This is a genomic window from Promicromonospora sp. NPDC060271 (assembly GCF_042726755.1).
GTDB lineage: Bacteria > Actinomycetota > Actinomycetes > Actinomycetales > Cellulomonadaceae > Promicromonospora.
This window is the reverse complement of sequence record NZ_JBHXBG010000025.1, coordinates 1-25,560: the sequence shown is the minus strand read 5'-3', so window position 1 is coordinate 25,560 and position 25,560 is coordinate 1. Positions and strand designations below refer to the sequence as shown.

The following is a 25,560-nucleotide window of genomic DNA, read 5'->3' as shown; positions in this document are numbered from 1 at the left end:
CCTACTGCTCGTTGCTGCTCGTTCGCTGGGTGAATTCGCTGGGTGAAATTTAGTCGATCATCGCCTGACCGGCCGCTGCCTGCGCGGCGGCCGGTCACGGTGGGTTCTACCACTGCCGAACCTCGTACGACCTGCCGTCGATCCGGACGCCGACGTCGGTGCCCGGGTAGCCGTAGAAGCAGCTCAGCTGGTAGCTGCCGTTCGCCGACCCGAAGTTCACGGTGTACGAGCGGTCAGGCGTCAGGATGTTGTGCCAGCCGGACTCGTCCGGGTTGGTGCCCGACATGCACTCCACGGAGTGGTTGCCGGTCGGGAAGTCCTGCCAGTTGACGACGAAGTACGCACACGACGCGGCGCTGCACTGGCTGTTGCTTACGCGTGAGCCTCGCGTCACCCAGGCCCTCGGGTCAGGCCTCGCGTCTGAGGTCGCGTCGGCGCAGGCGCGGGCCGTCTGCCCCTCGGTGTCGGTGACCTGGACGCACGCCTGCTTGTTCTCGCTGTAGCCGGCCGAGGCGCTCTGCGTGCCACTGGGGGCCGTGCTGCTGATCGCACCTGTGACCTGGACCGACCGGATGGGGCGGCCGTTCGTGCGGGTGCCGTCCCAGCTGAAGGTCACCTTCTGGTCACCACCGGTGGCACTGATCGTCGGCGTCGGCGGAGCGCCGTACGGGGTGACCCCATTGGACGCCGCCGACCAGTCCGAGCAGGTGTAGGCGTTGCAGGCCTGCACCTGGAACGTGTACTCCGTTCCGTTGTTCAGGCCGGTGAACGTGGTGGACGTCCTGTTCCCCACGTTCGACGTCGCGCCGTTGCTGGCTCGCACCACGTAGTACGGCCCCGTGCCGCGGAAGTTGCCGATGGCGCCCCAGCTCACGTTCGCCTGGCCGCTCGTGTTCGAGCCCAGCGCTGCGTTGGGTCGACCGGGAACGTCCGGGGTGCCGTACGGCACGACCTCGTTCGAGCTCGGGCTCAGGTCACCATCGCCGGCCTTGTTGGTCGCACGGACCTTGAAGCTGTACGAGGAACCGGTCGAGAGGTCCTGGACCGTCTGCGACGTGGCGGTGGTCTCGATCGACTTGACGAGCTCGCCGCCCGTGTAGACCCCCAGCCAGTACTTGTCGATCGCGTCACCGTTGTTGGCGGGAGCCGTCCAGGTGACCCTGATCTGGCCGCCGACTGCGGTGTCCACCCGCTCCGCGTGGGGCGCGGCGGGCGCATCCGGCGGCGCGGCCGGGGTCTCGGGCGCGGACGGCTCGGACCAGTCGGACGGGTCGGGGGCGTCGTTCTTGGCCTGGACCCGGACCGTGTAGGCGGTGCCGTTCTGCAGCCCGGTCCACGTGGTCTCACCGCCGGGGACGCAGGACTTCTGCGTCACGCCGTTGGCCGGGGCCGGGCTGATCTCCAGGTTCACGCACTCGATCGGGGACCGGTCGGTGTAGGTCCGGTTCTGCCAGGTCACGATGAGCTCGCTGTCGCCGAACTCCAGCGACGGCGGCTCGGGCTTGTCCGGCTTCTCGTCCGGGCGTGCCTCACGCGACGCGGGGGACGGGTCGGACTCCCCGACCTCGTTGGTGGCGGTGACCGTGAAGGTGTACTTCACGTTGTTCTTCAGCCCGTCGAACGTGCACGTCGTGGTGGCGCACGCGTGCTCCTGGCTGCCGTTGGCGGTCACGGTGTATCCCGTGATGTCGGCACCGTTGTTGTTGGGCTGGTCCCAGCTCAGCACCACCGTCTCGGAGCGCACCTCCTCGATCCGCGGCGCCCGGGGAGCCTCCGGCCTGCCCAGGACCGTCAGCTTCGCGATCCCGTCGACCTCGCGGTCCGGGTCCTTCGTCGCGTCCTGCACGCGGTAGCGCACGGTCATGACCCCGGTGAAGTCCTCCGCAGGGGTGACCGCGAGCTGGTTGCCGCTGTACGCCGCGGTGCCGTCACCGACCTCGACGATCGGCACGCCCGTCAGGGTGAGCTCCTTGTCGGGGAACGGGTTGGTGTCGTTCGCCAGCACCGGGACGGTCGTCTGCTTGCCCTGGTGGGCGTCCTCCACGACGTCCTGCGTCGTCTGCACCCGCGGGCGGGTCGACGCGACGACCTCCACGGTGAGCACGGCCTTGACCGCCGGGTTCTTGCCGTCCGAGACCGTCATGGGGAGCTCCTGCGCGGTGCCCTTCGACACCGACGGGTCGACCTGGGCCGAGACCGCACTGCCCGAGACCGACGGCGAGATCCCGTCGGTGCCGGTGACCTTGAAGGTCAGCGGGTCCTTGTCCGGGTCCTTCACGTACCGGGACAGGTCCACAGAGCTCACCTCGCCCGCCGCGACCTGGAGCACAGGCCGGCCGGTGATCTTCGGCGGCATGTTGGTCGAGGGCGTCACGTCGATCGGCAGGGTCAGCACGGCGATCAGGCCCTCGGCGTCGTCCGGCCCCTTGCCGTCGGTGACCTCGAAGCTGACCGACGCGGCACCCGCGTAGTCCTTGGCCGACGTGTACACGATCGTGTCCTCGTCGGAGACCTGCGCCTTGCCCTCGAGGGCCTTGACGTTCTTCTCCTCGGTGATCCGCGGCTCGTGGTCCTTCCGGACCACGACGTAGTCGGCGAGATCGATCGTGAGCGGCTCGCCGCTCGTGGCCTTCAGCGGCTCCAGGCCGGGCTTGAGGTGCGGCCTCGCCTGGTCACCGGGGACCCGCACGAACGCCTTGGCGTCCAGGCCGTCCATGTCGGTCACGGTGTAGGTGATCACCTGAGAGCTCTGGGTGAGCTGCACCTCGATGGCGCCCTCCTCGGTGACTCGCACGCCCTCGAGGGACTCGTCGACCGTCACGTCCAGGTCCGCCCCGACGCCGTCCGGGTCCACGTCGTTCGCCCGCACGTCCACGGTCACGCTCGAGGCGCCCTTCACGTCGTCGGAGGTCACCACGTCGTCGTGAGCGATCGGGCGCAGCAGCGGCGCCTTGCTGTTCACGTTGACGGTGACGGAACCACCGGACTTCGCCTTGAAGGTGTCCTGGATGCCGTAGTAGAAGGCGTGGGTGCCCTCCTTGTCGGGCGCGGTGACCACGATGTCGTCCTCCACCACCTTGGGCTTCAGGTCACCGGTGCTCTCGAAGCCCTTGGCCAGGAGACCGATCTCGTCACCGTCAGGATCGGTGTCGTTCTCGAGCGCCCGGACCGCGACGGTACGTCCCGGCCGCACGGTGGTCTCGTCGTCCGCGGCCTGCGGCGGCTGGTTGGTCGCGGGCTTCGGCACGACACCCACGCGCACCAGGCCCTTGCCGACCGCGCCACGGGTGTCGGTGACCTCGTAGCTGAAGGTGTCGAGCCCGGTGGCGTCCTCCGCCGCCGTGTAGTCGATGAACCCGTCGACGATCCGCGCCGTGCCCTTGCCCGCCGCTGCGGAGATCGAGCTCAGCGTGACGTAGTCGCCGTCGGGGTCGCTGCCGTCCAGCTTCAGGGGGATACGGGTGGTACCACCGCTCAGCACCCGCGCCGTGATGTCGGGAAGCTGCGGGGCGGCGTTCTCCGGCCTGTCCAGCACGACGATGGTGATCTGCGCGGAGTCCTTCTGCCCGTTCGAGTCCACCACCTCGTAGACGGCGTGGTAGGTGCCCGCCTTCTGGCCGGCCCGGAACCGCACGGTGTCCTCCGAGGCGAACGCCTCGCCCGCCGACGCGGGCGGCGCCTCCTTCAGCTCGTCGGCGAGCGTCAGCTCCAGGCCGTCCGGGTGGGTGTCGTTCTTCAGCACCGGGATGGTGACCACGTCGCCCACGTGCACGGTCGCCTCGTCCGGGCCCGCCTCCGGCGGCCGGAGCTGGTCCGGCGCGGGGATGGGCACCACACGCACCTGGCCCGTGGTGGTCCCCGACCCGTTCGCGACGGTGTAGTCGAACGTCTGCGGGCGGTCGAGCCGCTTGATCTCCGAGATCTTCAGGATCTGGTGGTTCAGCACCGCAACCTTGATCGGAGCGTTGTCCGGTACGTCGACCCCCTGCACCACGAGCACTCCGCCCGCGGGGTCGGTGTCGTTGGCGAGCACGTCGACGAGCGCCGTACCACCGGTCGGGAGCAGCACCTGGTCCGTGACGGCCACTGGCGCGCGCTCGGCCTCCGGCGGGTCCTGGACGTCGACGCGGACCAGGCCCATCACCGGCTCGGGACCGTCGGTGATCTGGTACGTCACGTCGTACGAGCCGGGCTTGTCGCTCTCGAAGCGGAACACCCCGGCGGCGTAGTTGGGCGTGATCGTCGCGCCCTTGGTCTCGGCGACGTTCGTCAGGCGCAGCTTGTCGCCGTTCGGGTCGCTGTCGTTCTTCAGCGGTTCCACCGTGACGGGCTCACCGGTGAGCACCGTCACGTGGTCCTGCACCGGAATCGGCGGCACGTTGCTCGCGACGACCTGGATGAGCAGCTTGCCCTGGAAGGGCTGGCCGCCCGAGTCCGACACCGTGACGTCCACCACCTTGCGGCCGGTCACGGCACCGCCGTCGCGGAACTCGATGGTGCCGTCCGGGCGCGACCGCACCTCGTCCAGGGGGTCGGCGGTGGCTGCGCTGGACAGGAACAGGTCGTCGCCGTCCGGGTCCTTGAAGTACGGCAGCACCTTGATGCTCGCCAGGCCGTCCTGACCCACCGTGAGCACGGGCTCGCCCGTCTGCTCGGGCGGGTTGTTCTCCTCCAGCGGCACCACCCGGACGTCCACCGACGCCTCTGCCTTGCCGCCGCGCCCGTCGTTGACCTCGTACTTGAAGGTCGTGGTCCCCGACGCGTCAGCGGGCACGTCGGCCTGCAGGGCCGCGCCGTCGAGCACACGGTCGACACCGACGGAGCCGTCCGGCTCGCCGATGACCGAGACCGTCATGACGTCGCCGTCGGGGTCCGAGTCGTTGCTCAGCACGTTGAGCACCGTGGTGCGGCCAGGTCGGACGCCGATCGAGTCGTCCTTGGCCTTGGGCGGCCGGTTCGCCTGCTTACGGTCGGCGACGAAGTTGTCGACCAGCTCCGGCGTGGCCTCCTCCGACTCCGTCTTCTTGCCCTCGCCGTCCTCGGGCATGACGATGTCCCAGTCGTTGACCTTCTCGAACATGTCGGCGGCCATCCACAGGGAGCCGCCAGAGATGTCGTTCAGCACGATGACGTCGCGGTTGACGCGGTAGACCAGGCTGGTGCCGACGGCCACGCCCTCGAGCACCTGGTCGACGTCGTTGTCGGTGCCGGCGCAGTCCCGGATGACCTGGCCGGAGTCCCAGGCGCCATAGGTGCACCCCTCGAGCTGCACGGGCGCCGACGGCATGCCCTGCGCCGCGCGCGTGGTCGCGTCCCCGCCGCCGAGGGGCTGAGTGACGAGGCCGTTCGGGGTGGCAAGCACCACGTTGTCGGTCTTCGCCGAGGGCTGCTGGAGCCTGCCCTCGGCGCCGTCCTCGACCTTGACCGTCTCGCCGCCCGGCAGCACGAGGTTTCCGCTCGACTGGTCGAGCACGACCGGCTCGTCGCCGACGGCGGAGACCTCCACCTTGGCGTCGCGTCCCACGGGGAGGCTGGACTCCTCGCTCTCCTCGGGCACACCCTGCTCGCCGGTGGGAACCGTGTAGAGCTTGGCGTCGGCCGGCACCGCGAGGAACACCGTGCCTTCCTTGCCCACCGCGAGCGTGCCGCCCTTGCCCACCTTGAGCGTCGGCTTGAGCTTCTTCTGGTCGTACCCGACGGCGCCGTCGAACGGCAGGACCCAGAGCCGGCCCTCGTCCTCGTCGTACACCGCGGTGGTGGCGCCGCCCGAGGCGACCTGCGCGCCGGCCGGCAGCTCCATCGAGCCGTCCAGGATGAGCTGCGCCGGGTTGACGGGGCTGGCGGACGAGTCGCTCGAGCTGTCCAGGAGCACCCGCTGCGCGTCCTGCTCCACGTCGAAGCTCGCCGCGTTCGCCAGCAGGACGCCGTCCAGGGCCTTCGCGTCGTAGTTGAACCGGCCGAGCTGGCCGGACGACGTCTGGGTCACCCAGACGCCGGAGTCGTTGAGCTCGACGTCGGCCGTTGCCTCGCCGTCGTAGAGGAGTGCGAAGCCGAGGAGCCCTCCGGCGAAGAGGGTTACCACGCCGACCGACGCGGCTGACCTGCGGTTCTCGTACACGCGTGAGGCAAAGCTCATGCGTCCTCCTCTTTCATCACTCCAGCGAAGTCTTGTTCGCCCGGGCAGCACACACAGGCACAACGGAAGCACCCTACCGGGATGGTGGGTGAATCGTCGTTGATTTTCAACGGGCAGGACTACCCATGCGGCCCGCCCAGATTGTACGAGTCTGTCTGCTACGTGTCAGGAGTATTGCGCCCAGGTGCAAGCGAAAAAGACCATGCACCTGCTGCCAGGCCAGGAACGATCCTGGCAGCAACTGCATGGTCGCCCTCGGTCAGACCGCCCGGTCCGCCAGCACCTGCGCGAACTGTTCCAGCGAGTCCTTGACCGGCCCCTCCGGCAGCGGTGCCAGCTCGGCCGAGGCGGCACGCGCCCACTGCACGGCCAGCTCCCGCGTCTCCGCCAGCACGGTGTGCGCGCGCAGCCGCTCCAGCGCGGCCGCCAGCGCCTCGTCGGACGACAGGTCGCCGTCGAGCGCGGCGAGCAGGTCCCGGTCGTCGTCGGTAGCGGCGTCCGACGCGACGTGCTGGCGCAGCAGCAGCACGGGCATGGTCGGCACGTGCTCGCGCAGGTCGGTCCCCGGCGTCTTGCCGGAGGTCTCACCGGACGACGCGACGTCGAGCACGTCGTCGGCGAGCTGGAAGGCGACGCCCACCTTCTCGCCGTACGCACCAACGGCCTCGATCTGCTCCTTCGGCGCACCGGCGAGCATGGCGCCCAGGCGGGCCGACGCCGACAGCAGCGACGCCGTCTTGTCGCTCAGCACCTGGAGGTAGTGGGCCACGGCGTCCTCGCCGTCGTCGGGGCCCATGGTCTCGTGGAGCTGCCCCAGACACATCCGCTCGAAGGTCCTGGACTGCAGGATCACCGCCTCGGGGCCCAGCTCCGCTACGCGCGCGGACGCCCGCGCGAACAGCATGTCGCCCACGAGGATCGCCACCGAGTTGCCCCACACCATGTGGGCCGACGGCGCCCCGCGGCGCATCGGCGCGGAGTCCATGACGTCGTCGTGGTACAGCGAGGCGACCTGCGTCAGCTCGACCACGACCGCCGCGTCGACGATGCCGGGCGCGGCACCGTCACCCAGCTCACCCGTCAGCAGGGTGAGCAGGGGACGGAACCGCTTGCCGCCCGCGTCGATGAGGTGCCGCGAGGCGCCGTCGGCCAGCTTGTCCGCGCTGGCGACGGCCTCGAGGAGCGCGTCGTCGACCCCCGTCAGCCGCTCCGCGAGGCGGGACGCGAGCTCCGGGTCGGAGATCGGCAGGCCGAGCGCGGTCGGGTCGGGCAGGTTCGACGGAGCGGCCGGAGAAGCCGACGCGGAGGTACCCGTCGTCGTCTGGGGCGGCAGCGGTGCGGAGGTCACGGCACGAACTTACTTGCCTGTTCCACCAGAGAGAGAACCGGGGACGGGAAAACGCCGAGAATCACTGTCGCGATCGCGCACACGGCGATGGCGACGGCGGCCGGTCCACGGGACCGGACCACCGTCACCACGACGCGCTGCGCGGTCGTGACCTGGACCTTGGTCAGCGTGGCCGCGGCGGTTCCGCCGGTCACGGCGGTGCCGCTGGTGGAGACCTCGGCCTCGCCGGGCTCGGTTCCTGGCGCGGTCTCGACGAGCGCGACCTGCGACTGGGCGGGCTCGTCCTCCGCGCGCTGGAACACCATGACGACCAGGAGCCGCAGGTAGAACGCGACGGCGACAACGGACGCGAGCACACCGAGGACCGCGAGCCACCACAGGCCGCCGGCCGTCGCCCCGGTGAACGCACCGAACTTGGCGATGAACCCCGCGGTGAGCGGGATGCCCGCCATCGAAAGCAGGAACAGCGCGAAGGCGGCGGTGAGCCACGGGGCCTTGCGGCCCAGCCCGGCCCACTGCTTGATCTCCGTCGCCTCGCCGAGCACGACGCCGTCGTCGCCCACCGGGCCGTTGTCCTCACCCGTCCCTGGCGTGATCCGCCGCTCCCGCACCAGCGTGACGACGCCGAACGCGCCGATCGTCGCGATGCCGTACGCGAGCAGGTAGAACAGCGTGGTCGACTGCACCTGCGGGTTGAAGCCCGCGATGCCCACCAGCAGGAAGCCCGCGTGGGCGATCGACGAGTAGGCCAGCAGGCGCTTCACGTCGGTCTGGACGGACCCGATGACCGTACCGACGGCCATCGTCAGCACGGCGACGACGACGATCACGATCTGGAGCTGCCGCATGATCCCCGGGTCCACCGCCTGCACGCCGATCGAGATCCGGTACAGCACCTCGACGAGCGCCGCGACGGCCGCCACCTTGGTGCAGGCGGCCATGAAGCCGGTGATCGGCGTCGGGGCGCCGGTGTAGACATCGGGCGTCCACGCGTGGAACGGCACGGCGCCGACCTTGAACAGCAGGCCGACCACGACGAGCAGGACGCCCGCGACGAGCAGCACGCTCAGACCCTCGAGCGGCAGGCCGCCCTGCTGCACGGCCTGGGCGATCTCCAGCAGGCGCACCGTGCCGGCGAACCCGTAGATCAGCGCGACGCCGAAGATGAACAGCGCCGAGGCGAACGCGCCCAGCAGGAAGTACTTGGCCGCCGCCTCCTGCGACAGGAGCCGACGCCGGCGCGCCGTCGCGCACAGGACGTACAGCGGGAGCGACAGCACCTCCAGCGCGATGAACATGACGATCAGGTCGTCGGTGGAGGCGAAGAGCATCATGCCGCCCGTCGCGAACAGCAGCAGCGGGTAGATCTCGGTCTGCTCCAGCCCGGAGCGCCGGGCCAGGTCCTCGTACGAGGTACCCGGCACCGCCGAGGCCGCCGGCGCGAACGCGTCCTGCCCGGTGGCCGTGCGGTCGGCCACCACGAGCACGCCGAGGAAGGCCAGCACGGCGATGATGCCCTGCGCGCCGAGCGCGAAGGGTGTCAGCGTCAGGCTGCCCCCGACCACCTGCACGGGCTGCGCCACGATCTGCGGCCAGAGGACCGCGACGAACGCGAACCCGCCCGCCAGTGCGGCCAGCGTCAGCACTATCTGGGTCACACGGCGGGCGCCGGCAGGCACGAACGCCTCGACGAGCACGCCGACCACACCCGCACCCAGCACCACGAGGAGCGGTGCGAGGGCGAGCCAGTCGATCTCGGGTGCCACGAACTCGGTCACTGGTCGCTCCCCATCTGCGTGGCGGCATCCGCCGGTTGATCGACCGTCGTGAGGGCCACCGACTGCTCGGCCGGCGCGTTCACGTAGGTCAGGGCCAGGCCCGGGACAAGGCCGAGCACCAGCAGCCCGACGACGAGCGGTGCCGCGACGATGCGCTCACGCGTCCCGAGGTCGGGCAGGGCCTCGAGCCCAGCGGCCGGTGCTCCCGTGAAGATCTTCTGGTAGGTCAGCAGCACGTACACCGCCGCGAGCACCACGCCGGGGATCGCAGCGACGGCCCAGGCCGCCGAACCGGCGGGCGAGCCGCCGAACGCGCCGATCAGCACCATGATCTCGCTGACGAACGTCGCGAGGCCGGGCAGCGACAGCGTCGCGAGCCCTGCCACCAGGAACGTCCCGGCGAGCACCGGGGTGACCGACCGCAGGCCGCCGTAGGCCGCGATCTTCTGCGACTTCTCCGGGTGCCTGGACACGAGGAACCCGGCCACGAGGAACAGCGCGCCGGTGGCCAGGCCGTGGTTGAGCATCATGAAGCTCGACCCGGCCGTGCCCAGCGGTGTGAAGGTGAAGATGCCAAGGATGATGAAGCCGAAGTGGCTCACCGACGTCCAGCCGACGAGCCGCAGCAGGTCGGTCTGCATGATTGCCATGATCGCGCCGTAGAGCACCGAGATCACGGCGAGCGCGACCACGAACGGCGCGGCCCAGCGGGACGCCTCCGGGAACAGCGGCAGGCACAGGGTCAGCATCCCGAAGGTGCCGACCTTGTCCAGGACACAGATCAGGAGGGTCGACGTGCCGGGGGTGGCGTTGCCCGCGACGTCGGGCAGCCAGCTGTGCACCGGGACCATGGGGGCCTTGATCGCGAACGCGATGAAGAACCCGACGAACATCAGGCGCTCCGCCGTGGTGCCCAGATCGACCGCGACGAGCTCGTCCACGAGGAACGCCCGGCTCGGGTCCACGCCGGCACCGACGCCGAGGAAGTACAGCGCGATCACCGCCGCGAGCATGATGAGCCCGCCGCCCAGGCTGAACATCAGGAACTTGACGGCCGCCTTGCGCCGTCCCGCACCCTGCCCGAACCCGCCGATCAGGAAGTAGGCGGGGATCAGCATGGCCTCGAACAGCACGTAGAACAGGAACACGTCACGGGCGCAGAACACCGCCACCATGAACGCCTCGAGCAGCAGCACGAGGCCGACGAACCTGCGCAGGCGCACCTCGTCCCGTCCCTGCTCCGTCCAGGCGGCGAGCAGCACCAGCGGCACGAGGACCACTGCCAGCGCGACGAGCAGCAGGCCGACACCGTCGACGGCCACGGCGTACGAGACGCCGATCTGCGGGATCCACGCGTAGGTCGCACCGAGCTGGTGCTCGGCGGCGGCGCCCGGGTCGAACGCGAGGAACGTACCGACGAGCAGGGCCACCTCGACCAGCGAGAACACGAGCGCGATCGGCCGGGCGAGGCCCACGCCAGCGCTCGCCGGGCCCGTGCGGGAGCGGCCGAGCGCGCTGAGGCCCACCACGGCCGCGCCGACCAGCGGCCACGCGATGAGCGCGGTCAGCCAGGGAAACATCTCTCCTCCGATCACTGGGCACCACCGAGGCCCGACACGAGCCAGGCGACGGCGGCGATCACGAGGACGCCGCCCGCCATGCCCGCCGCGTACGAGCGGACGTAGCCGCTCTGCGCCTTCCGGAACACCGCGCCGAACCACGACACGGTCTGGGGCAGGACGCTCCAGCCGCGGTCGACGACGTCACGGTCGCCGACCTGGACCAGGCGGGCCACCCCGTGCGCGGGCAGCAGCACCAGCGTCTCGTTGGCGGCGTCCTGGTACAGGTCCCTGCGGGCCGCCCGGGTCAGGAAGGAGCCGCGCGGCGCCTCCTCGGGGACGAGCTGGACGGCGTACATCCGGAACGCGAGCAGCGCACCGAGCACGACGACCACGAGCGTGGTCCCGATGATCACCGGGACCGGCAGCACCGGCTCGTGATGCTCCGCGTGCCCGACCACCGGCTCCAGCCAGGTGACGAACGCGCCGCCTATGCCGAGCACCAGGCCCAGCGCGGCCGAGCCGACGCCGAGGAACACCAGGGGCCACCACATCAGCGGCGAGCCCTCGTGCGGGTGCTGGTTCTCGGTCCAGCGCGGACGGCGTCCGCCGAACGTCATGAAGAACAGGCGGGTCATGTAGAACGCGGTGATCGCGGCGCCGAGCACCGCCACCGACCCGAACACCCAGGCCCGCCACGGCTGGCCCTCGACGGGCATGAAGGCCGCCTCGATGATCCCGTCCTTCGACCAGAAGCCGGAGAACGGCGGGATACCGAGGATCGCCAGCCAGCCCAGGCCCATGGTGATCCAGGTGATGGGCAGGAACCGCGACAGCCCGCCGAAGCGCCGCATGTCGGTCTGGTCCCCCATCGCGTGCATCACGGAGCCCGCACCGAGGAACAGCCCGGCCTTGAAGAAGCCGTGCGTGAGCAGGTGGAAGATCGCGAACGCGTATCCGGCCGGGCCGAGGCCCGCGGCGAGCATCATGTAGCCGATCTGGGACATCGTCGAGGCGGCCAGCGCCTTCTTGATGTCGTCCTTCGCGGTACCGACGATCGCACCGAACAGCAGGGTCACCGCACCGACGATCACCACGACGAGCTGCGCCGTCGGCGCCGCCTCGAGGATCGGGCCGGAGCGCACCATGAGGTACACGCCGGCGGTGACCATCGTGGCGGCGTGGATGAGCGCGGACACCGGCGTCGGGCCGGCCATCGCGTCACCCAGCCAGGCCTGCAGCGGGAACTGCGCCGACTTGCCGCACGCGGCGAGCAGGAGGCACAGGCCGATGGCGGTGGCCGTGCCCTGGGAGAGCGAGCCGACGGCGTCGTCGGACAGGGTGGTGGCGAAGTCCAGCGCACCGGTGTTCGCGAACAGCAGCGCCATGGCGGCGATGAGCCCCATGTCGCCGATCCGGTTCATCACGAACGCCTTCTTCGCCGCCACCGCGTTCTCCCGGGCGGAGGGCCGCCCCGTGTCCCAGAACCCGATGAGCAGGTAGGACGCGAGGCCAACACCCTCCCAGCCCACGAAGAGCAGGAGGTAGGAGTCGGCGAGGACCAGCGTCAGCATGGCCGCGACGAACAGGTTCAGGTACCCGAAGAACCGGCGCCGGTGCGGGTCGTGGTCCATGTAGGCGACCGAGTACACGTGGATGAGCGTGCCCACGAAGGTCACGAGCATCACGAAGGTCATGGACAGCGGGTCCAGCCGGATGCCGAGGTCCACGTCCAGGCCACCCGCGGACAACCAGGTCCACAGGTGGTGGTCGACGGAGCGTTCCTCGGGCGCCGTGCCGATCATGCGGAACATCAGGATGAAACCCACCGCGGCGGAGGCGGCGGAGGCCAGCACCCCGAGCCAGTGGCCCCAGCGGTCGGTGGCCTTGCCACCCAGCAGCAGGATCGCTGCGCCGATCAGCGGAAGGCCGATCAGCCAGGGGGCGAGCCCGATCACGTCGTTCACGTCGCTACCCTTCAGCCCTTGAGCAGGTTGACGTCGTCGACCGAGGCCGAGCGGCGGGTACGGAAGATCGTCACGATGATGGCGAGGCCCACGACGACCTCGGCCGCCGCGACGACCATGACGAAGAAGGCGAGCACCTGGCCCGTCAGGTCGCCGTGCAGCCTGGCGAAGGTGACGAAGGCGAGGTTCGTCGCGTTGAGCATGAGCTCGACGCCCATGAACACGACTATCGCGTTGCGGCGCAGCAGCACGGTCGTCGCCCCGATGGCGAAGAGCACGGCGGCCAGGACCACGTAGTTGGTGATGTCCATCAGGCGTCCCTCTCCGACTCGGTGGTCGCGCTCGCCGTCGTCCCGCCGGTCGAGCCGGACTTCTCGCGGTTCGAGCCCGACGAGATCACCACAGCGGGGCCGTGCGGTGCGGGCCGCTCCTGCCCGCGGATCCGCAGCACCCGCGACACCGACTGCGGCACCTGCTCGCCGTCGGGGCCGAGCGCCGGCGTGTCCATGGCGTTCGACCGGGCGTAGACGCCGGGCGGCGGCAGCGGCGTGAGCACCACGCCGTCGGGCAGCGCCCTGACCCGGGCCTCGGCGACCGAGGCCTGGGTCTGCTTCGGTGTGAGCCGGCGCCGGTGCGTCAGCACCAGCGCGCCGACCGCCGCGGTCACGAGCAGGACGCCCACCGCCTCCATGGCCAGCACGTAGTCGCCGAACAGCACGCGCGCCAGCGCCTGCGGGTTGGCGACCCCGCCCGGGTCGCCGCCGTTCAGGCCGACGGCGGGCGGGAACGTGGCGTTCGCCACGACACCGCCAAGGATCGCCGCGAGGCCGATGCCGATGAGCAGGCCGATCCAGCGCTGGCCCCTGATGGTCTCCGTGAGCGAGTCGGACGCGTCGACGCCGACCAGCATCAGCACGAACAGGAACAGCATCATCACGGCGCCCGTGTACACCACCACCTGGACGACACCGAGGAACGGCGCCTCCTGCGCGATGTACAGGATCGCCATGCTGACCATGACGAACACGAGGCACATCGCCGCATGCACCGCCCGCTTCACGAACAGCAGGCCGAGCGCGGCGAGGACCATGAGGGGCGCGGTCGCCCAGAAGAGGACCGTCTCGCCGCCCGAGATCTCGAGGCCGGTGGGGGTCACGCGGTCACCCCGTTCCGCACGGAACCGACAGCTGCGGCGCCGGCCGACTTCTCGGCCACGCCAGGACCCTCGTCCGGGCGCAGCTCGTGCTTCCTCGGCGTCGGCGCAGGGGCCTTGCCCGTCGCCACCGCCTCTGCCGCGTCCAGCGTCGGGTCGTCCGGCCGCCGCTCGCGGACCCAGTCGACCTGCGCCGCCGTCGGGCCGAGGACGTCACCGCTGTAGTAGTTCGTGTCGGTGGTGCCCTCGACCATCGGGTGCGGCGCGGCCAGCATGCCCTCGGAGAGCGGGGCCAGGAGGTCCTGCTTCTCGAAGATCATGCCGGCGCGCGTCTTGCCGGCCAGCTCGAAGTCGTTGGTCATCGTCAGCGCGCGCGTCGGGCAGGCCTCGATGCACAGCCCGCAGAAGATGCAGCGCAGGTAGTTGATCTGGTAGACGGCGCCGTACCGCTCGCCGGGGCTCATGTGGGCCCCGTGGGAGTCGTCCGCGTTCACGTCCAGGCCCGCGTTCTGCGGCAGGGCCGCGTTGGACGCACCCTCCACGTAGATCGCGTCCGCCGGGCACGCCCACGCGCACAGCTCGCAGCCGATGCACTTCTCCAGCCCGTCGGCGTACCGGTTGAGCTGGTGCCTGCCGTGGAACCGGCGCTGCGGGGTCACCTTCTCGCGCGGGTACTGCTCGGTGACCGTCGGCTTGAACATCGACGACAGCGTCACACCGAAGCCCGCGACCGGGGCGAACATCTCCCCGATGGGCCCCGGCTGCGGCCGCAGGGGCTGATAGTCCTGTCGTTCACTCACCGTGGACCTCCTTTCCGAACCGCTTGGACGGGGGCAGCTTCTCGCCGGGCAGCGGCGGCACCGGGAACCCGCCGGCGAAGGCGTCGACGGTCTCCTTCTCGGCGCCGGCACCCGCGCCGGCGCCCTTGCCTGCGCCCGGTGGCGCTTCCTTCTTCTCCGGCCAGAACCACATGACCGCTATGAAGACGACGGCGCCTCCGACGATCACGGGGATGAACTGCTGGTAGGTGACGCCCTGGATGCGCTGCAGCCACTGCACGACGGCGAGCACGACCACCCAGGCGAGCGCGACCGGGATGAGGACCTTCCAGCCGAACACCATGAACTGGTCGTAGCGCAGGCGCAGCAGCGTGCCGCGCACCCACACGAAGAAGAACATGACGGCCCAGAGCTTCACGAGGAACCAGAGAATGGGCAGCCAGCCCTCGTTGAGCGCGCCGCCCAGGAACCCGTCGGGCACCGGCGCACGCCAGCCGCCGAGGAACAGGGTCACGCAGACGGCCGAGACGTTGAGCATGTTGATGTACTCCGCCAGGAAGAACCAGGCGAACTTCATCGACGAGTACTCGGTCATGTAGCCGGAGACCAGCTCGCCCTCGGCCTCGGGGAGGTCGAACGGCAGGCGGTTGGTCTCGCCGATCATCGAGATCACGTAGATCACGAACGCGGGCGCGAGCGGGATGAACCACCAGATCTGCGTCTGGCTGTCCACGATCTGCGAGGTCGACATCGACCCCGCCATGATGAACACGCTCACCAGCGACAGGCCCATCGCGAGCTCGTAGCTGATGACCTGTGCCGTGGACCGGACCGAGCCGAGCAGCGGGTAGGTGGAGCCGGAGGCCCAGCCGCCCAGCACGATGCCGTAGACGCCGAGCGACGCGGCGGCCAGCACGTACAGGACCGCGACGGGGAAGTCGGTGAGCTGCGCCGGCGTCGTCCAGTCGGTCCACGGGAAGGGCAGGCTCGGCCCGAACGGGATGACGGCGAACACGAGCAGCGAGCAGAACACCGAGATCATCGGCGCCAGCAGGTACACGAACCGGTCGGCCCGGGTGACCGTCATGTCCTCCTTGAGGAGGAGCTTCATGGCGTCGGCGAGCGACTGCAGCAGGCCGAACGGCCCGTGCCAGTTGGGCCCGGGGCGCACCTGCATGCGGGCCACGACCTTGCGCTCGAACCAGATCGCGAACAGCACGCTGGTCAGCAGGAACACCACGATGAACACGGCCTTCACGATGGAGGCCCAGATGGTCTCCTGCGAGAAGTCGGCGGCGATGCCGGGTGCCGCAGCGGCAACAAGGGGGCTCATCGCCCACCCCTTTCCGAGTTGTCAGACGCGTGGGTCACCGGGGTGACCTGTGCGTCTGACACGTGGGCGGTAACGGTGACGAGGTCGCCGGCCGACGCACCGAGCGTGTCGTGCACGCGGCACGTGGCACTGTTGAGCGGCAGCCACACGACGCCGTCGACCATCCCGTCGGTGACCACGGCGGGCACCTCGACGGCGCCGCGCTTCGTGCTGACGGCGACCCGGTCGCCGTCGGCCACACCGAAGCCCGCCGCGGTGGCGGCGGACATGCGGGCGACTGCCTGCTTGGCCGTGCCGGCGAGGAACTGCTCACCGTCCTGGCCACGACCCGCGTCGAGCTGGAGCCGCCAGGTGGCGAGCACCGCCTGGCCGAAGCCGACGGTGGGCGGTGCGGCCGGCGCGCCGGCCTGGACCGTCAGGCGGTCGCCCGTCCAGGCGCTGTGCTGCGTCATGGCGATGGAGAGGTGGGCCTCGGCCGGCGACGCCGCCTGCAGGTCGACACCCAGGTGCTGGGCCAGCACGTGCAGCACGCGGTGGTCGGGCAGGGCGCTCGACTCGAGCGCCGCGCCGAAGGACCGCACGCGGCCCTCCCAGTTCCAGTACGAGCCCGCACGCTCCACGGGGGGCGCGACCGGGAGCACGACGTCGGCCCGCTCGGTCACCTCCGATGCGCGCACCTCCAGGCTCACCAGGAACCCGGCCGCGTCGAGCGCCGCGCGTGCGGCGGCCGGGTCGGGCAGGTCGGCGAGCTCGACGCCGCCGACGAGCGCGCCGCCCAGCGAGCCGTCGGCCAGCGCCGCGAGGATGCCTGCGGTGTCGCGGCCCGGGGTTTCCGGGATCTCGGCGCCCCAGGCCTCGGCGACCTGGGCGCGTGCCGCGGCGTCCGCCACCGGGCGACCGCCCGGCAGCAGGCCGGGCAGCAGGCCGGCCTCCACGCCGCCGCGCTCACCCGCGCGGCGCGGGATCCACGCGAGCCGCGCGCCCGTCGCCTCGGCGAGGCCGACGGCGGCCGCGTACGCGCCGCGTGAGCCCGCGAGGCGCTCGCCCACGAGGATCACGGCGCCCGGCTGGGCCAGCGCACTGGTGTCGATGTCGGACGTCGGTGCGTCCGCCGGGGACAGGCCGCCACCCAGGGTGGTGGTCAGGCTCGTCAGCCACTCGGCCTCCGTGCCGGGTGCGGCAGGCAGGAGCGTGCCGTTCAGGCGGGCCAGGCCGCGCGTCGCGTAGGGAGCGACGGAGAAGACCTTCGAGCCGGCCCGGGCTGCCTTGCGCAGCCGCAGGAACGTGACGCCCGCCTCCTCCTCGGCCTCCAGGCCGACGAGCAGCACCGCGGGTGCCTGCTCCAGGTCGCCGAACGTGACCCCGACGCCCGAGCCGGCGACGACGTGCGCCAGGAATGCTTCCTCCTCGGCGGAGTGCACGCGCGAACGCTGGTCGACGTCGTTGGTGCCGAGCGCCGTCCGCGCGAAGCGGGACCAGGCGAAGGCGTCCTCGACGGTGAGCCTGCCGCCCGGCAGCACGCCGACGCCGCCGCTCTGCCTGGCCCTGGCCAGCCCAGCGGCCGCGACCTCGAGAGCCTCCACCCAGGACGCGGGACGGAGCTCGCCGTTCTCGCGGACGAGCGGCGTGGTGATGCGGTCGGCCGCCGACTGCCAGGTGAACGCGAAGCGGTCCTTGTCCGTGATCCACTCCTCGTTGACCACCGGGTCCTCGCCCGAGAGCCGGCGCAGCACCTGGCCGCGGCGGTGGTCGATGCGGATCGCGGAGCCGCAGGAGTCGTGCTCGGCGATGCTCTCCGTGCTGACCAGGTCGAACGGACGCGACCGGAAGCGGTAGCCCGCCCCGGTCAGCGCGCCCACCGGGCAGATCTGCACGGTGTTGCCGGAGTAGTAGGAGGAGAACGGCCGCCCGGAGGTGTCCGTGGTGGCCTCCCCTACCGGGCGGTCCACCGGACCCACGGGCTCGCCCGCGAACCCGAGCACGCCCTCGTCGAACCGGCCGATCTGCTGGTGCGCACCGCGGTCCTGGAGCGCGATGAACGCGTCCCCGGCGATCTCCTCGCTGAACCGGGTGCAGCGCTGGCACAGCACGCAACGTTCCCGGTCGAGCAGGATCTGCGTGGACAGGGCGATCGGCTTGGGGAACGTGCGCTTGACGTCGACGAACCGCGTGTCGGTGCGGCCGTTCGACATCGCCTGGTTCTGCAGGGGGCACTCGCCGCCCTTGTCGCAGACCGGGCAGTCCAGCGGGTGGTTCATGAGCAGCAGCTCCATGACCCCCTGCTGCGCCTTGTCCGCGACGGCGGAGGTGTGCTGCGTCTTGACGACCATGCCGGGCGCGACCGTCATGGTGCAGGACGCCTGCGGCTTCGGCATGGGCCGAACGTTGCCCTCGCGGTCCGGCATGGCGACCTCGACGAGGCACTGCCGGCAGGCGCCGGCGGGCGCGAGGAGCGGGTGGTCGCAGAACCGCGGGATCTGGATGCCTGCCTGCTCGGCGGCCCGGATGATCAGCGTGCCCTTGGGGACGCTGACCTCGGTTCCGTCGATGGTGAAGGTGACCAGGTCGGCCGGTACGGCCTCGGTCTTCGGGTTGTTGGTGGTGACGGTCATCGGTGACCTCCGGCGCCGGCGCCCGCGAGGGCCGCCGGTGTCCGTGTCTTGGGGGTGTAGGGGAAGAGTGCGGAGGCGCTCGGGTCGAACGGGCAGCCGTGGCCGTCGATGTGCGCCTGGTACTCCTCGCGGAACAGCTTGATGCTGGAGGTGATCGGCGAGACGGCGCCGTCGCCCAGCGCGCAGAACGCCTTGCCCAGGATGTTGTCGCACAGGTCGAGCAGCAGCTCGAGGTCGCCGTCCTGGCCCTCGCCCGCCTCGATGCGGTGCAGCACCTGCTTGAGCCAGTACGTGCCCTCGCGGCACGGGGTGCACTTGCCGCACGACTCGTGCGCGTAGAAGTCGGTCCACCGGCTCGTCGCCCGGACCACGCACACCGTCTCGTCGAAGATCTGCAGCGCGCGCGTGCCGAGCATCGAGCCCGCCGCGCCCACCGACTCGTAGTCGAGCGGGACGTCGAGGTGGTCGGCGGTGAAGATCGGCGTCGACGACCCGCCCGGGGTCCAGAACTTCAGCTCGTGCCCCTCGCGGACGCCGCCGGCCAGGTCGAGCAGCTCGCGCAGCGTGATGCCGAGCGGCGCCTCGTACTGGCCGGGCGTCGTGACGTGCCCCGAGAGGGAGAACAGGCCGTGCCCCTGGGACTTCTCGGTGCCCATCGAGGAGAACCAGTCGGCACCCCTTGCCACGATGGCGGGGACGGAGGCGATGGACTCCACGTTGTTCACCACGGTAGGCCGCGCGTACAGGCCGGCGACGGCGGGGAACGGCGGCTTGAGCCGCGGCTGGCCGCGCAGGCCCTCCAGCGAGTCGAGCAGCGCCGTCTCCTCGCCGCAGATGTACGCGCCGGCCCCGGCGTGCACCGTGACGTCGAGGTCGAAGCCGGAACCCTGGATGTTCTTGCCCAGGTAGCCCGCCTTGTACGCCTCCTCGACGGCGTTCAGCAGCCGCCGGTAGACGTGCAGCACCTCGCCGCGCACGTAGATGAACGCGTGGTCGCAGCCGATCGCATAGCTGGTGACCGCGACGCCCTCGATCAGGTGCTGCGGGCTGGCGAGCATGAGCGGGATGTCCTTGCAGGTGCCCGGCTCGGACTCGTCCGCGTTGACGACCAGGTAGCGCGGGCCGCCGTCGGGCGGAGGCAGGAAGCCCCACTTCATGCCCGTGGGGAAGCCCGCGCCGCCGCGCCCCCGCAGGCCGGAGTCCTTGACCGCCTGCACCAGGTCGGCGGGGGCGGTCTTCAGGGCCTTCTTCAGGCCCGCGTAGCCGCCGGCACGCTCGTAGGTGGCCAGGCGCCAGGACCGGTCCTTGTCCCACGTGTCGGTCAGTACCGGCGTCAGCGTCGCGATGGAAGTCACTTCGCGTCCTCCCCTGGCTTCTTGTCCTTGCCGACCTGGGTGTCCGACGGCGTCACGGGCTTGCGCTCCGCCGAAGAGCCCGGCTCACCCGTGATCGTCTCGCCCGGCCGGTCGGTCGTCGCGGGGGCACCGTCCGGCGCCCGCCAGTCGTTCTCGCGGGCGATCCGCAGCCCCGCGAGGGTCGGCGCACCCGCGCCGACACCCTCGTCGGCGCGGCCGTCGCTGAACCCCGCCAGGACCCGGCTCATCTGCTTGAACGAGCACACCGACGCGGCGCCGCGGGTCGGCACGACGTCCTCGCCGAGGCGGAGCTTGTCCGCGAGCGCCGTCGCCGTCTCGGGCGTCTGGTTGTCGAAGAACTCCCAGTTGACCATCACGACGGGCGCGTAGTCGCAGGCCGCGTTGCACTCGACCCGTTCGAGGGTGATCGCGCCGTCCTCGGTGGTCTCGTCGTGGCCGACGCCGAGGTGCTCGCTCAGCTCGTCGAAGATCGCGTCGCCGCCCATGACCGCGCAGAGCGTGTTGGTGCACACGCCCACGGTGTAGGTGCCGTTCGGGTGCCGCTTGTACTGGGTGTAGAAGGTCGCGACGGCGGAGACCTCCGCGGCCGTGATGCCGAGCATCTCGGCGCAGAACAGGATGCCGTCGCGGCTGACGTAGCCGTCGACGGACTGCACGAGGTGCAGCATCGGCAGCAGCCCGGACCGGGGGTCGGGGTAGCGCGCCATGATGGCGGTGGCGTCGGTGGTCAGCGTGGCCAGGGTCTCGGCGTCGTAGCGGGTCCTGGTCTCGACTGGTTCTGCGGTCATCGGTCCACACCTCCCAGCACGGGGTCCAGGGAGGCGACGGCGACCACGACGTCGGCCACCTGGCCGCCCTCGCACATCACGGACACGCCCTGGAGGTTGTTGAACGAGGGGTCGCGGAAGTGCGCGCGGTAGGGCCGGGTGCCGCCGTCGGACACGACGTGCACGCCGAGCTCGCCGCGCGGGTGCTCCACGGTCTGCCAGGCCTGGCCGACAGGGACGCGGAAGCCCTCCGTGACCAGCTTGAAGTGGTGGATCAGGGCCTCCATGGAGGTGCCCATGATCTTCTTGATGTGCTCCAGCGAGTTGCCCTGGCCGTCACCGCCGACCGCGAGCTGGGCGGGCCACGCGATCTTCTTGTCGGCGACCATGACGGGTTCGCCCTCGGTGCGGTCGAGCCGCTCCAGCGTCTGCTCGATGATCTTCAGCGACTGGTAGCACTCCTCGACGCGAAGCACCACGCGGTCGTAGCAGTCGGCACCCTTCGCCGTCGGGACGTCGAAGTCGTACGTCTCGTAGCCGCAGTACGGGTTGTCCTTGCGGACGTCGTACGGCAGGCCGGTGGAGCGCAGCACGGGCCCGGTGATCGCGAGCGCCATGCAGCCGGTGAGGTTCAGCACGCCGACGTCGGTCAGGCGGGCCTTGAAGATGGGGTTGGCGAGCATGAGGTCGCCGAGCTGCTTGAGATAGCCGCGCACCTTCTTCAGCGCGTCGCGGGCCTGGGTGGTGAAACCCTCCGGCGTGTCGACGGCCACGCCACCGGGGCGGATGTACGCGTGGTTCATGCGCAGGCCGGTCACTGCCTCGAACAGGCGCAGGATCTCCTCGCGAGCGGTGAACGCGACGGTCATCACGGTCGTGGCGCCCATCTCGTTGCCGCCGGTGCCGAGGCAGACCAGGTGGGACGAGATCCGGTTGAGCTCCATCATCAGCACCCGGATCACGGAGGCACGCTCGGGCACGTCGTCGGTGATGCCCAGCAGCTTCTCGACCGCGAGGCAGTACGCGGCCTCCTGGAACAGGGGCGCCACGTAGTCCATGCGGGTGCAGAACGTGGTGCCCTGCGTCCAGGTGCGGAACTCCATGTTCTTCTCGATGCCCGTGTGCAGGTAGCCGATGCCGGCGCGGGCCTCGGTGACGGTCTCGCCGTCGATCTCCAGCATCAGGCGCAGCACCCCGTGCGTCGACGGGTGCTGGGGGCCCATGTTGACGACGATCCGCTCCTCGCCGATCGCCTCGCGCGCGATGTCGTCCCAGTCGCCGTCGCCGTACGCCTCGAACGCGCGCACGGTGGAGGACATGTCCTCGTTCCCGGCGGGCCGGGTGGCGTGGGGGGCCGCAGTGGGAGCGCTCATGAGTAGCTCCTCCTCGTGTCCGGCGGGGGCACCGTGGCCCCCTTGTACTCGACGGGGATGCCGCCGAGCGGGTAGTCCTTGCGCTGCGGATGGCCCACCCAGTCGTCCGGCATCTCGATCCGGGTCAGGGCGGGGTGACCGTCGAAGACGATCCCGAAGAAGTCGAACGTCTCGCGCTCGTGCCAGTCGTTCGACGGGTACACGGACGTGGTCGACGGGATGTGCGGGTCGTCGTCCGGTGCCGCGACCTCCAGCCGCAGGCGGCGCGAGTGCGTGATCGAGGCCAGGTGGTAGACCGCGTGCAGCTCCCGGCCGGTGTCGTGCGGGTAGTGCACGCCGCTCACGCCGAGCGACAGCTCGAACCGCAGGTCCTGGTCGTCACGCAGCGCCTGGCAGACGGCGACGAGGTGCTCGCGGGCGACGTCGATGGTCAGCTCCGCCTGCTGGGCGTCGGCGCTCGCGGCGCCGTGCAGGTCCACGACGACCTTCTCGATGGCCTGCTCGGGCGCCACACCGGCGTCGGTCAGCACCTCGGCCAGGACGTCGACCACCTGGTCGAACCAGCTCCCGTAGGGCCGGGCCGACGCGGCGGGCATCGCGACCGGCGTGACGAGGCCGCCGTAGCCGGAGGTGTCGCCCGAACCGTCCGCGCCGAACATGCCGCGCTTGACCTCGACGATCTCGAGCGTGGCGGCGCCGTCGGGCGGCTGGACCGTCTCGGCCACCACCTTCTGGTCGCCGCCGGGCGTGACGTCGCTCATCGCAGCAGACCCTTCATCTCGAAGGTCGGCGTCGCCTCCATGGCGGCCGCCTCGGCGGCCCGCGCTGCCTCGATGCGGTTCACGCCCAGCGGCTCCTTCTGGATGTGGTCGTGCAGCCCGAGGATCGCGTTGATCAGCATCTCCGGCCGCGGCGGACAGCCGGGCAGGTAGATGTCGACGGGGACCACGTGGTCGACGCCCTGCACGATCGCGTAGTTGTTGAACATGCCGCCCGACGACGCGCACACACCCATGGAGAGCACCCACTTGGGCTCGCTCATCTGGTCGTACACCTGCCGCACGACCGGGGCCATCTTCTGGCTCACGCGGCCGGCCACGATCATCAGGTCGGCCTGCCGCGGCGACGCACGGAACACCTCCATGCCGAACCGCGACAGGTCGTAGCGGGACGCGCCCGCCGCCATCATCTCGATGGCGCAGCAGGCCAGGCCGAACGTGACCGGCCACAGCGAAGCCTTGCGCAGGTACCCGGCGAGATCCTCGATCGTCGTCAGCAGGAAACCTGACGGCGCTTCCTCGACACCCATGTCTCCTCCTTGCTGCCGGGACCCGCCCGGCGTCGCCGCGCCGCGCCGTCAGGCGCCGCGCATGAAGTCGCTTGCTCTCAGACCCAGTCGAAGCCGCCGCGGCGCCACTCGTAGACGAACGGCACGGTGATGAGCGCCAGGAACGCCAGCATCGCCACCAGCCCGAACGTCGCGAGCGTCGTGAAGTCCACGGCCCACGGGTAGAGGAAGACGACCTCGATGTCGAAGACGATGAATGTCATCGCCACCAGGTAGTACTTGATCGGGAGCCGCCCGCCGCCCACAGCGTGCGGCGTCGGCTCGATGCCGCACTCGTACGAGTCGAGCTTGGCCCGGTTGTAACGCTTGGGACCGATGATCGCGCTCGCGGCGACACCACCGAGCGCCAGGACGGCGCCGATCGCCATGAGGATCAGGATCGGTACGTAGGGGTTCATGCTGTGCCCTTCGTGGACGACGTGCCCTTCGGATGCGTGATGCGCTGCGTGCGACCGCTCTGCGTGGGACTGCTCTGCGTGGGACCGCTCTGCGTGGGACTGCTCATGAGCGGGGGACCACCCTGGTCAGGCCCGCGATGACGCGGTCGATCCAGTCGCCGCCGTGCGGCTCGTAGCAGTCGGACAGGAGCTTGAGCGTGAACTGCATGACGACCTTGCGCGGCAGCCCGTACCGGACGCAGAGCCGCATGATCTCGGGGTGCTCGATGAGCCGGACGAACCAGCGGCCCAGCGTGTAGTAGCCGCCGAGGTCGTCGCGCATCCGGTCCGCGTACGTGCCGAGGGTGGCCTCGCGCGCCGCGTCGGTGCTCTTGTGGCGCGCCTGGCTGATCGCCTCGGCCGCGACCCGGCCGGCCTGCAGCCCGTACGCGATGCCCTCGCCGTTGAACGGGCTCACCATGCCGGCGGAGTCGCCGGCCAGGAGCACGCCGTCCGCGTACAGCGGGCCGCGGTTGTAGCCCATGGGCAGCGCCGCCCCGCGGATGGGCCCGCGCTCCGGCTCGTGCACCAGGTCCCAGCCCTCGGGCGCGCTCTTCTCGAGCCACGTCTCCATGAGCCGGCGGTAGTCGATGCCCGCCGCCGACTGCCGCGCCGGGGTGGACGCCACGGCGCCCAGACCCACGTTCACCGTGCCGTCGCCGAGCGGGAAGATCCAGCCGTAGCCCGGCAGCAGGTCGCTCTTGCCCGGCTCGCCGTCCCACAGCTCGAGGTGCGACTCCATGAACGGGTCGTCGTGGCGCGGGGTGCGGTAGTAGGCGCGGACGGCGGTGCCCATGGGCCGGTCGTCGCGCCGCTCCCGTCCGACGGAGAGCGCGAAGCGCGAGCTGACGCCGTCGGCCGCCACCACCACGGGGGCGCGGAACTCCTTGGCCGGGCCCTCCGCGCGGCCGCGCGCGTCGAGCGGCTGGGCGGTGACGCCGACCACGCGCCCGCCGTCGTCGTCCCGGAGCGGGCCGGTGACCTTGGTGCGCTGCAGGAGCTTGGCGCCGCTCGCCTGGGCGTGCTGGGCCAGGGTGTGGTCCAGCGTCATCCGGGCGCGGGCCATGCCGTATCCCGGGTAGGTGGTGAGCGTGGGCCAGTCGAGCTCGTAGGAGCGGCCGCCGCCGTGGACGCGCAGGCCGCGGTTGCGGATCCAGCCGTCCTCCTCGCGCGTGGGGACGCCCATGCGGACGAGCTCGGCCACGGCACGCGGCGTCAGGCCGTCGCCGCAGATCTTGTCGCGCGGAAACTCACCCTTTTCCAGGAGCAGGACGTCGAGACCCGCGGCCGCGCACCAGTGCGCCGTGGACGAGCCGGCCGGCCCGGCGCCCACCACGATGACATCCGCGTCGTCGCGTCTTGAAGTTCGCACGTTCACCCCCGTTGGGAACCCGCTCCTGGTCGTTGCTGACCTTGTTGTGCGGGGTTCGGCAAGGGCTTCATGACAAGCCCTTGTGAACCCTGTCACAACACCGACACCCTAGCCACACTTAGGGGGGATTGTGTAGGAAGGTTCCCCTTACTTGGCACACCCCCTCGTCGCCGAAGTAGAGCGCCTGTCCGGACACGGGCTCTACTTCGCCGACGCTCGATC

General features: G+C 70.7%; 17 protein-coding genes. All 17 read right to left on the bottom strand.

Going from position 1 to position 25,560, the window contains the following annotated elements; all coding sequences use genetic code 11:
• Positions 1 to 106: 106 nt before the first annotated feature.
• Entirely contained in the window at positions 107 to 6,136 is a 6,030-nt protein-coding gene (locus ACFWE2_RS06420; RefSeq protein ID WP_377223376.1) for an Ig-like domain-containing protein, read from the bottom strand.
• A 259-nt stretch (positions 6,137 to 6,395) separates the two neighbouring features.
• Complete coding sequence (locus ACFWE2_RS06415) at positions 6,396 to 7,484, bottom strand: polyprenyl synthetase family protein (RefSeq protein ID WP_377223375.1); 1,089 nt, start codon at positions 7,482 to 7,484, stop codon at positions 6,396 to 6,398.
• A complete protein-coding gene (gene nuoN, locus ACFWE2_RS06410; protein ID WP_377223374.1) occupies positions 7,481 to 9,262 on the bottom strand; it encodes an NADH-quinone oxidoreductase subunit NuoN in 1,782 nt (593 codons plus the stop codon). Before nuoN ends, ACFWE2_RS06415 begins: the two co-directional genes overlap by 4 nt.
• Positions 9,259 to 10,842: an NADH-quinone oxidoreductase subunit M gene (locus ACFWE2_RS06405; protein WP_377223373.1), complete on the bottom strand. Its 1,584-nt coding sequence runs from the start codon at positions 10,840 to 10,842 to the stop codon at positions 9,259 to 9,261. The genes nuoN and ACFWE2_RS06405 overlap by 4 nt, the downstream gene beginning before the upstream one ends.
• An 11-nt stretch (positions 10,843 to 10,853) precedes the next feature.
• On the bottom strand, positions 10,854 to 12,779 hold the full coding sequence (nuoL, locus tag ACFWE2_RS06400) for an NADH-quinone oxidoreductase subunit L (protein ID WP_377223388.1): 1,926 nt from the start codon (positions 12,777 to 12,779) through the stop codon (positions 10,854 to 10,856).
• A gap of 20 nt (positions 12,780 to 12,799) precedes the next feature.
• Positions 12,800 to 13,099 carry an NADH-quinone oxidoreductase subunit NuoK gene (gene nuoK / locus ACFWE2_RS06395; RefSeq protein ID WP_116673522.1) on the bottom strand — a complete coding sequence of 100 codons (300 nt, stop codon included), beginning with the start codon at positions 13,097 to 13,099 and terminating at the stop codon, positions 12,800 to 12,802.
• A complete protein-coding gene (locus ACFWE2_RS06390; RefSeq protein ID WP_377223372.1) occupies positions 13,099 to 13,944 on the bottom strand; it encodes an NADH-quinone oxidoreductase subunit J in 846 nt (281 codons plus the stop codon). Before ACFWE2_RS06390 ends, nuoK begins: the two co-directional genes overlap by 1 nt.
• A complete protein-coding gene (gene nuoI, locus ACFWE2_RS06385; protein WP_377223371.1) occupies positions 13,941 to 14,741 on the bottom strand; it encodes an NADH-quinone oxidoreductase subunit NuoI in 801 nt (266 codons plus the stop codon). The genes ACFWE2_RS06390 and nuoI overlap by 4 nt, the downstream gene beginning before the upstream one ends.
• Positions 14,734 to 16,053 carry an NADH-quinone oxidoreductase subunit NuoH gene (nuoH, locus tag ACFWE2_RS06380; RefSeq protein WP_377223370.1) on the bottom strand — a complete coding sequence of 440 codons (1,320 nt, stop codon included), beginning with the start codon at positions 16,051 to 16,053 and terminating at the stop codon, positions 14,734 to 14,736. Before nuoH ends, nuoI begins: the two co-directional genes overlap by 8 nt.
• Positions 16,050 to 18,665 carry an NADH-quinone oxidoreductase subunit G gene (locus ACFWE2_RS06375; RefSeq protein ID WP_377223369.1) on the bottom strand — a complete coding sequence of 872 codons (2,616 nt, stop codon included), beginning with the start codon at positions 18,663 to 18,665 and terminating at the stop codon, positions 16,050 to 16,052. The genes nuoH and ACFWE2_RS06375 overlap by 4 nt, the downstream gene beginning before the upstream one ends.
• Positions 18,662 to 20,011, bottom strand: a complete 1,350-nt coding sequence (nuoF, locus tag ACFWE2_RS06370) for an NADH-quinone oxidoreductase subunit NuoF (RefSeq protein ID WP_377223387.1) — start codon at positions 20,009 to 20,011, stop codon at positions 18,662 to 18,664. The genes ACFWE2_RS06375 and nuoF overlap by 4 nt, the downstream gene beginning before the upstream one ends.
• 5 nt (positions 20,012 to 20,016) lie before the next feature.
• Positions 20,017 to 20,829: an NADH-quinone oxidoreductase subunit NuoE gene (gene nuoE, locus ACFWE2_RS06365; RefSeq protein WP_377223368.1), complete on the bottom strand. Its 813-nt coding sequence runs from the start codon at positions 20,827 to 20,829 to the stop codon at positions 20,017 to 20,019.
• The gene (locus ACFWE2_RS06360) at positions 20,826 to 22,181 is read right to left on the bottom strand and encodes an NADH-quinone oxidoreductase subunit D (RefSeq protein WP_377223367.1); all 1,356 of its coding nucleotides are present in this window, start codon (positions 22,179 to 22,181) and stop codon (positions 20,826 to 20,828) included. The genes nuoE and ACFWE2_RS06360 overlap by 4 nt, the downstream gene beginning before the upstream one ends.
• The gene (locus ACFWE2_RS06355) at positions 22,178 to 22,942 is read right to left on the bottom strand and encodes an NADH-quinone oxidoreductase subunit C (RefSeq protein WP_377223366.1); all 765 of its coding nucleotides are present in this window, start codon (positions 22,940 to 22,942) and stop codon (positions 22,178 to 22,180) included. The genes ACFWE2_RS06360 and ACFWE2_RS06355 overlap by 4 nt, the downstream gene beginning before the upstream one ends.
• Positions 22,939 to 23,490, bottom strand: a complete 552-nt coding sequence (locus tag ACFWE2_RS06350; RefSeq protein ID WP_377135682.1) for a NuoB/complex I 20 kDa subunit family protein — start codon at positions 23,488 to 23,490, stop codon at positions 22,939 to 22,941. Before ACFWE2_RS06350 ends, ACFWE2_RS06355 begins: the two co-directional genes overlap by 4 nt.
• A gap of 77 nt (positions 23,491 to 23,567) precedes the next feature.
• Entirely contained in the window at positions 23,568 to 23,927 is a 360-nt protein-coding gene (locus ACFWE2_RS06345) for an NADH-quinone oxidoreductase subunit A (protein ID WP_020016036.1), read from the bottom strand.
• 103 nt (positions 23,928 to 24,030) lie between these two features.
• On the bottom strand, positions 24,031 to 25,338 hold the full coding sequence (locus tag ACFWE2_RS06340; protein ID WP_377223365.1) for a geranylgeranyl reductase family protein: 1,308 nt from the start codon (positions 25,336 to 25,338) through the stop codon (positions 24,031 to 24,033).
• Between the last annotated feature and the right edge of the window lie 222 nt (positions 25,339 to 25,560).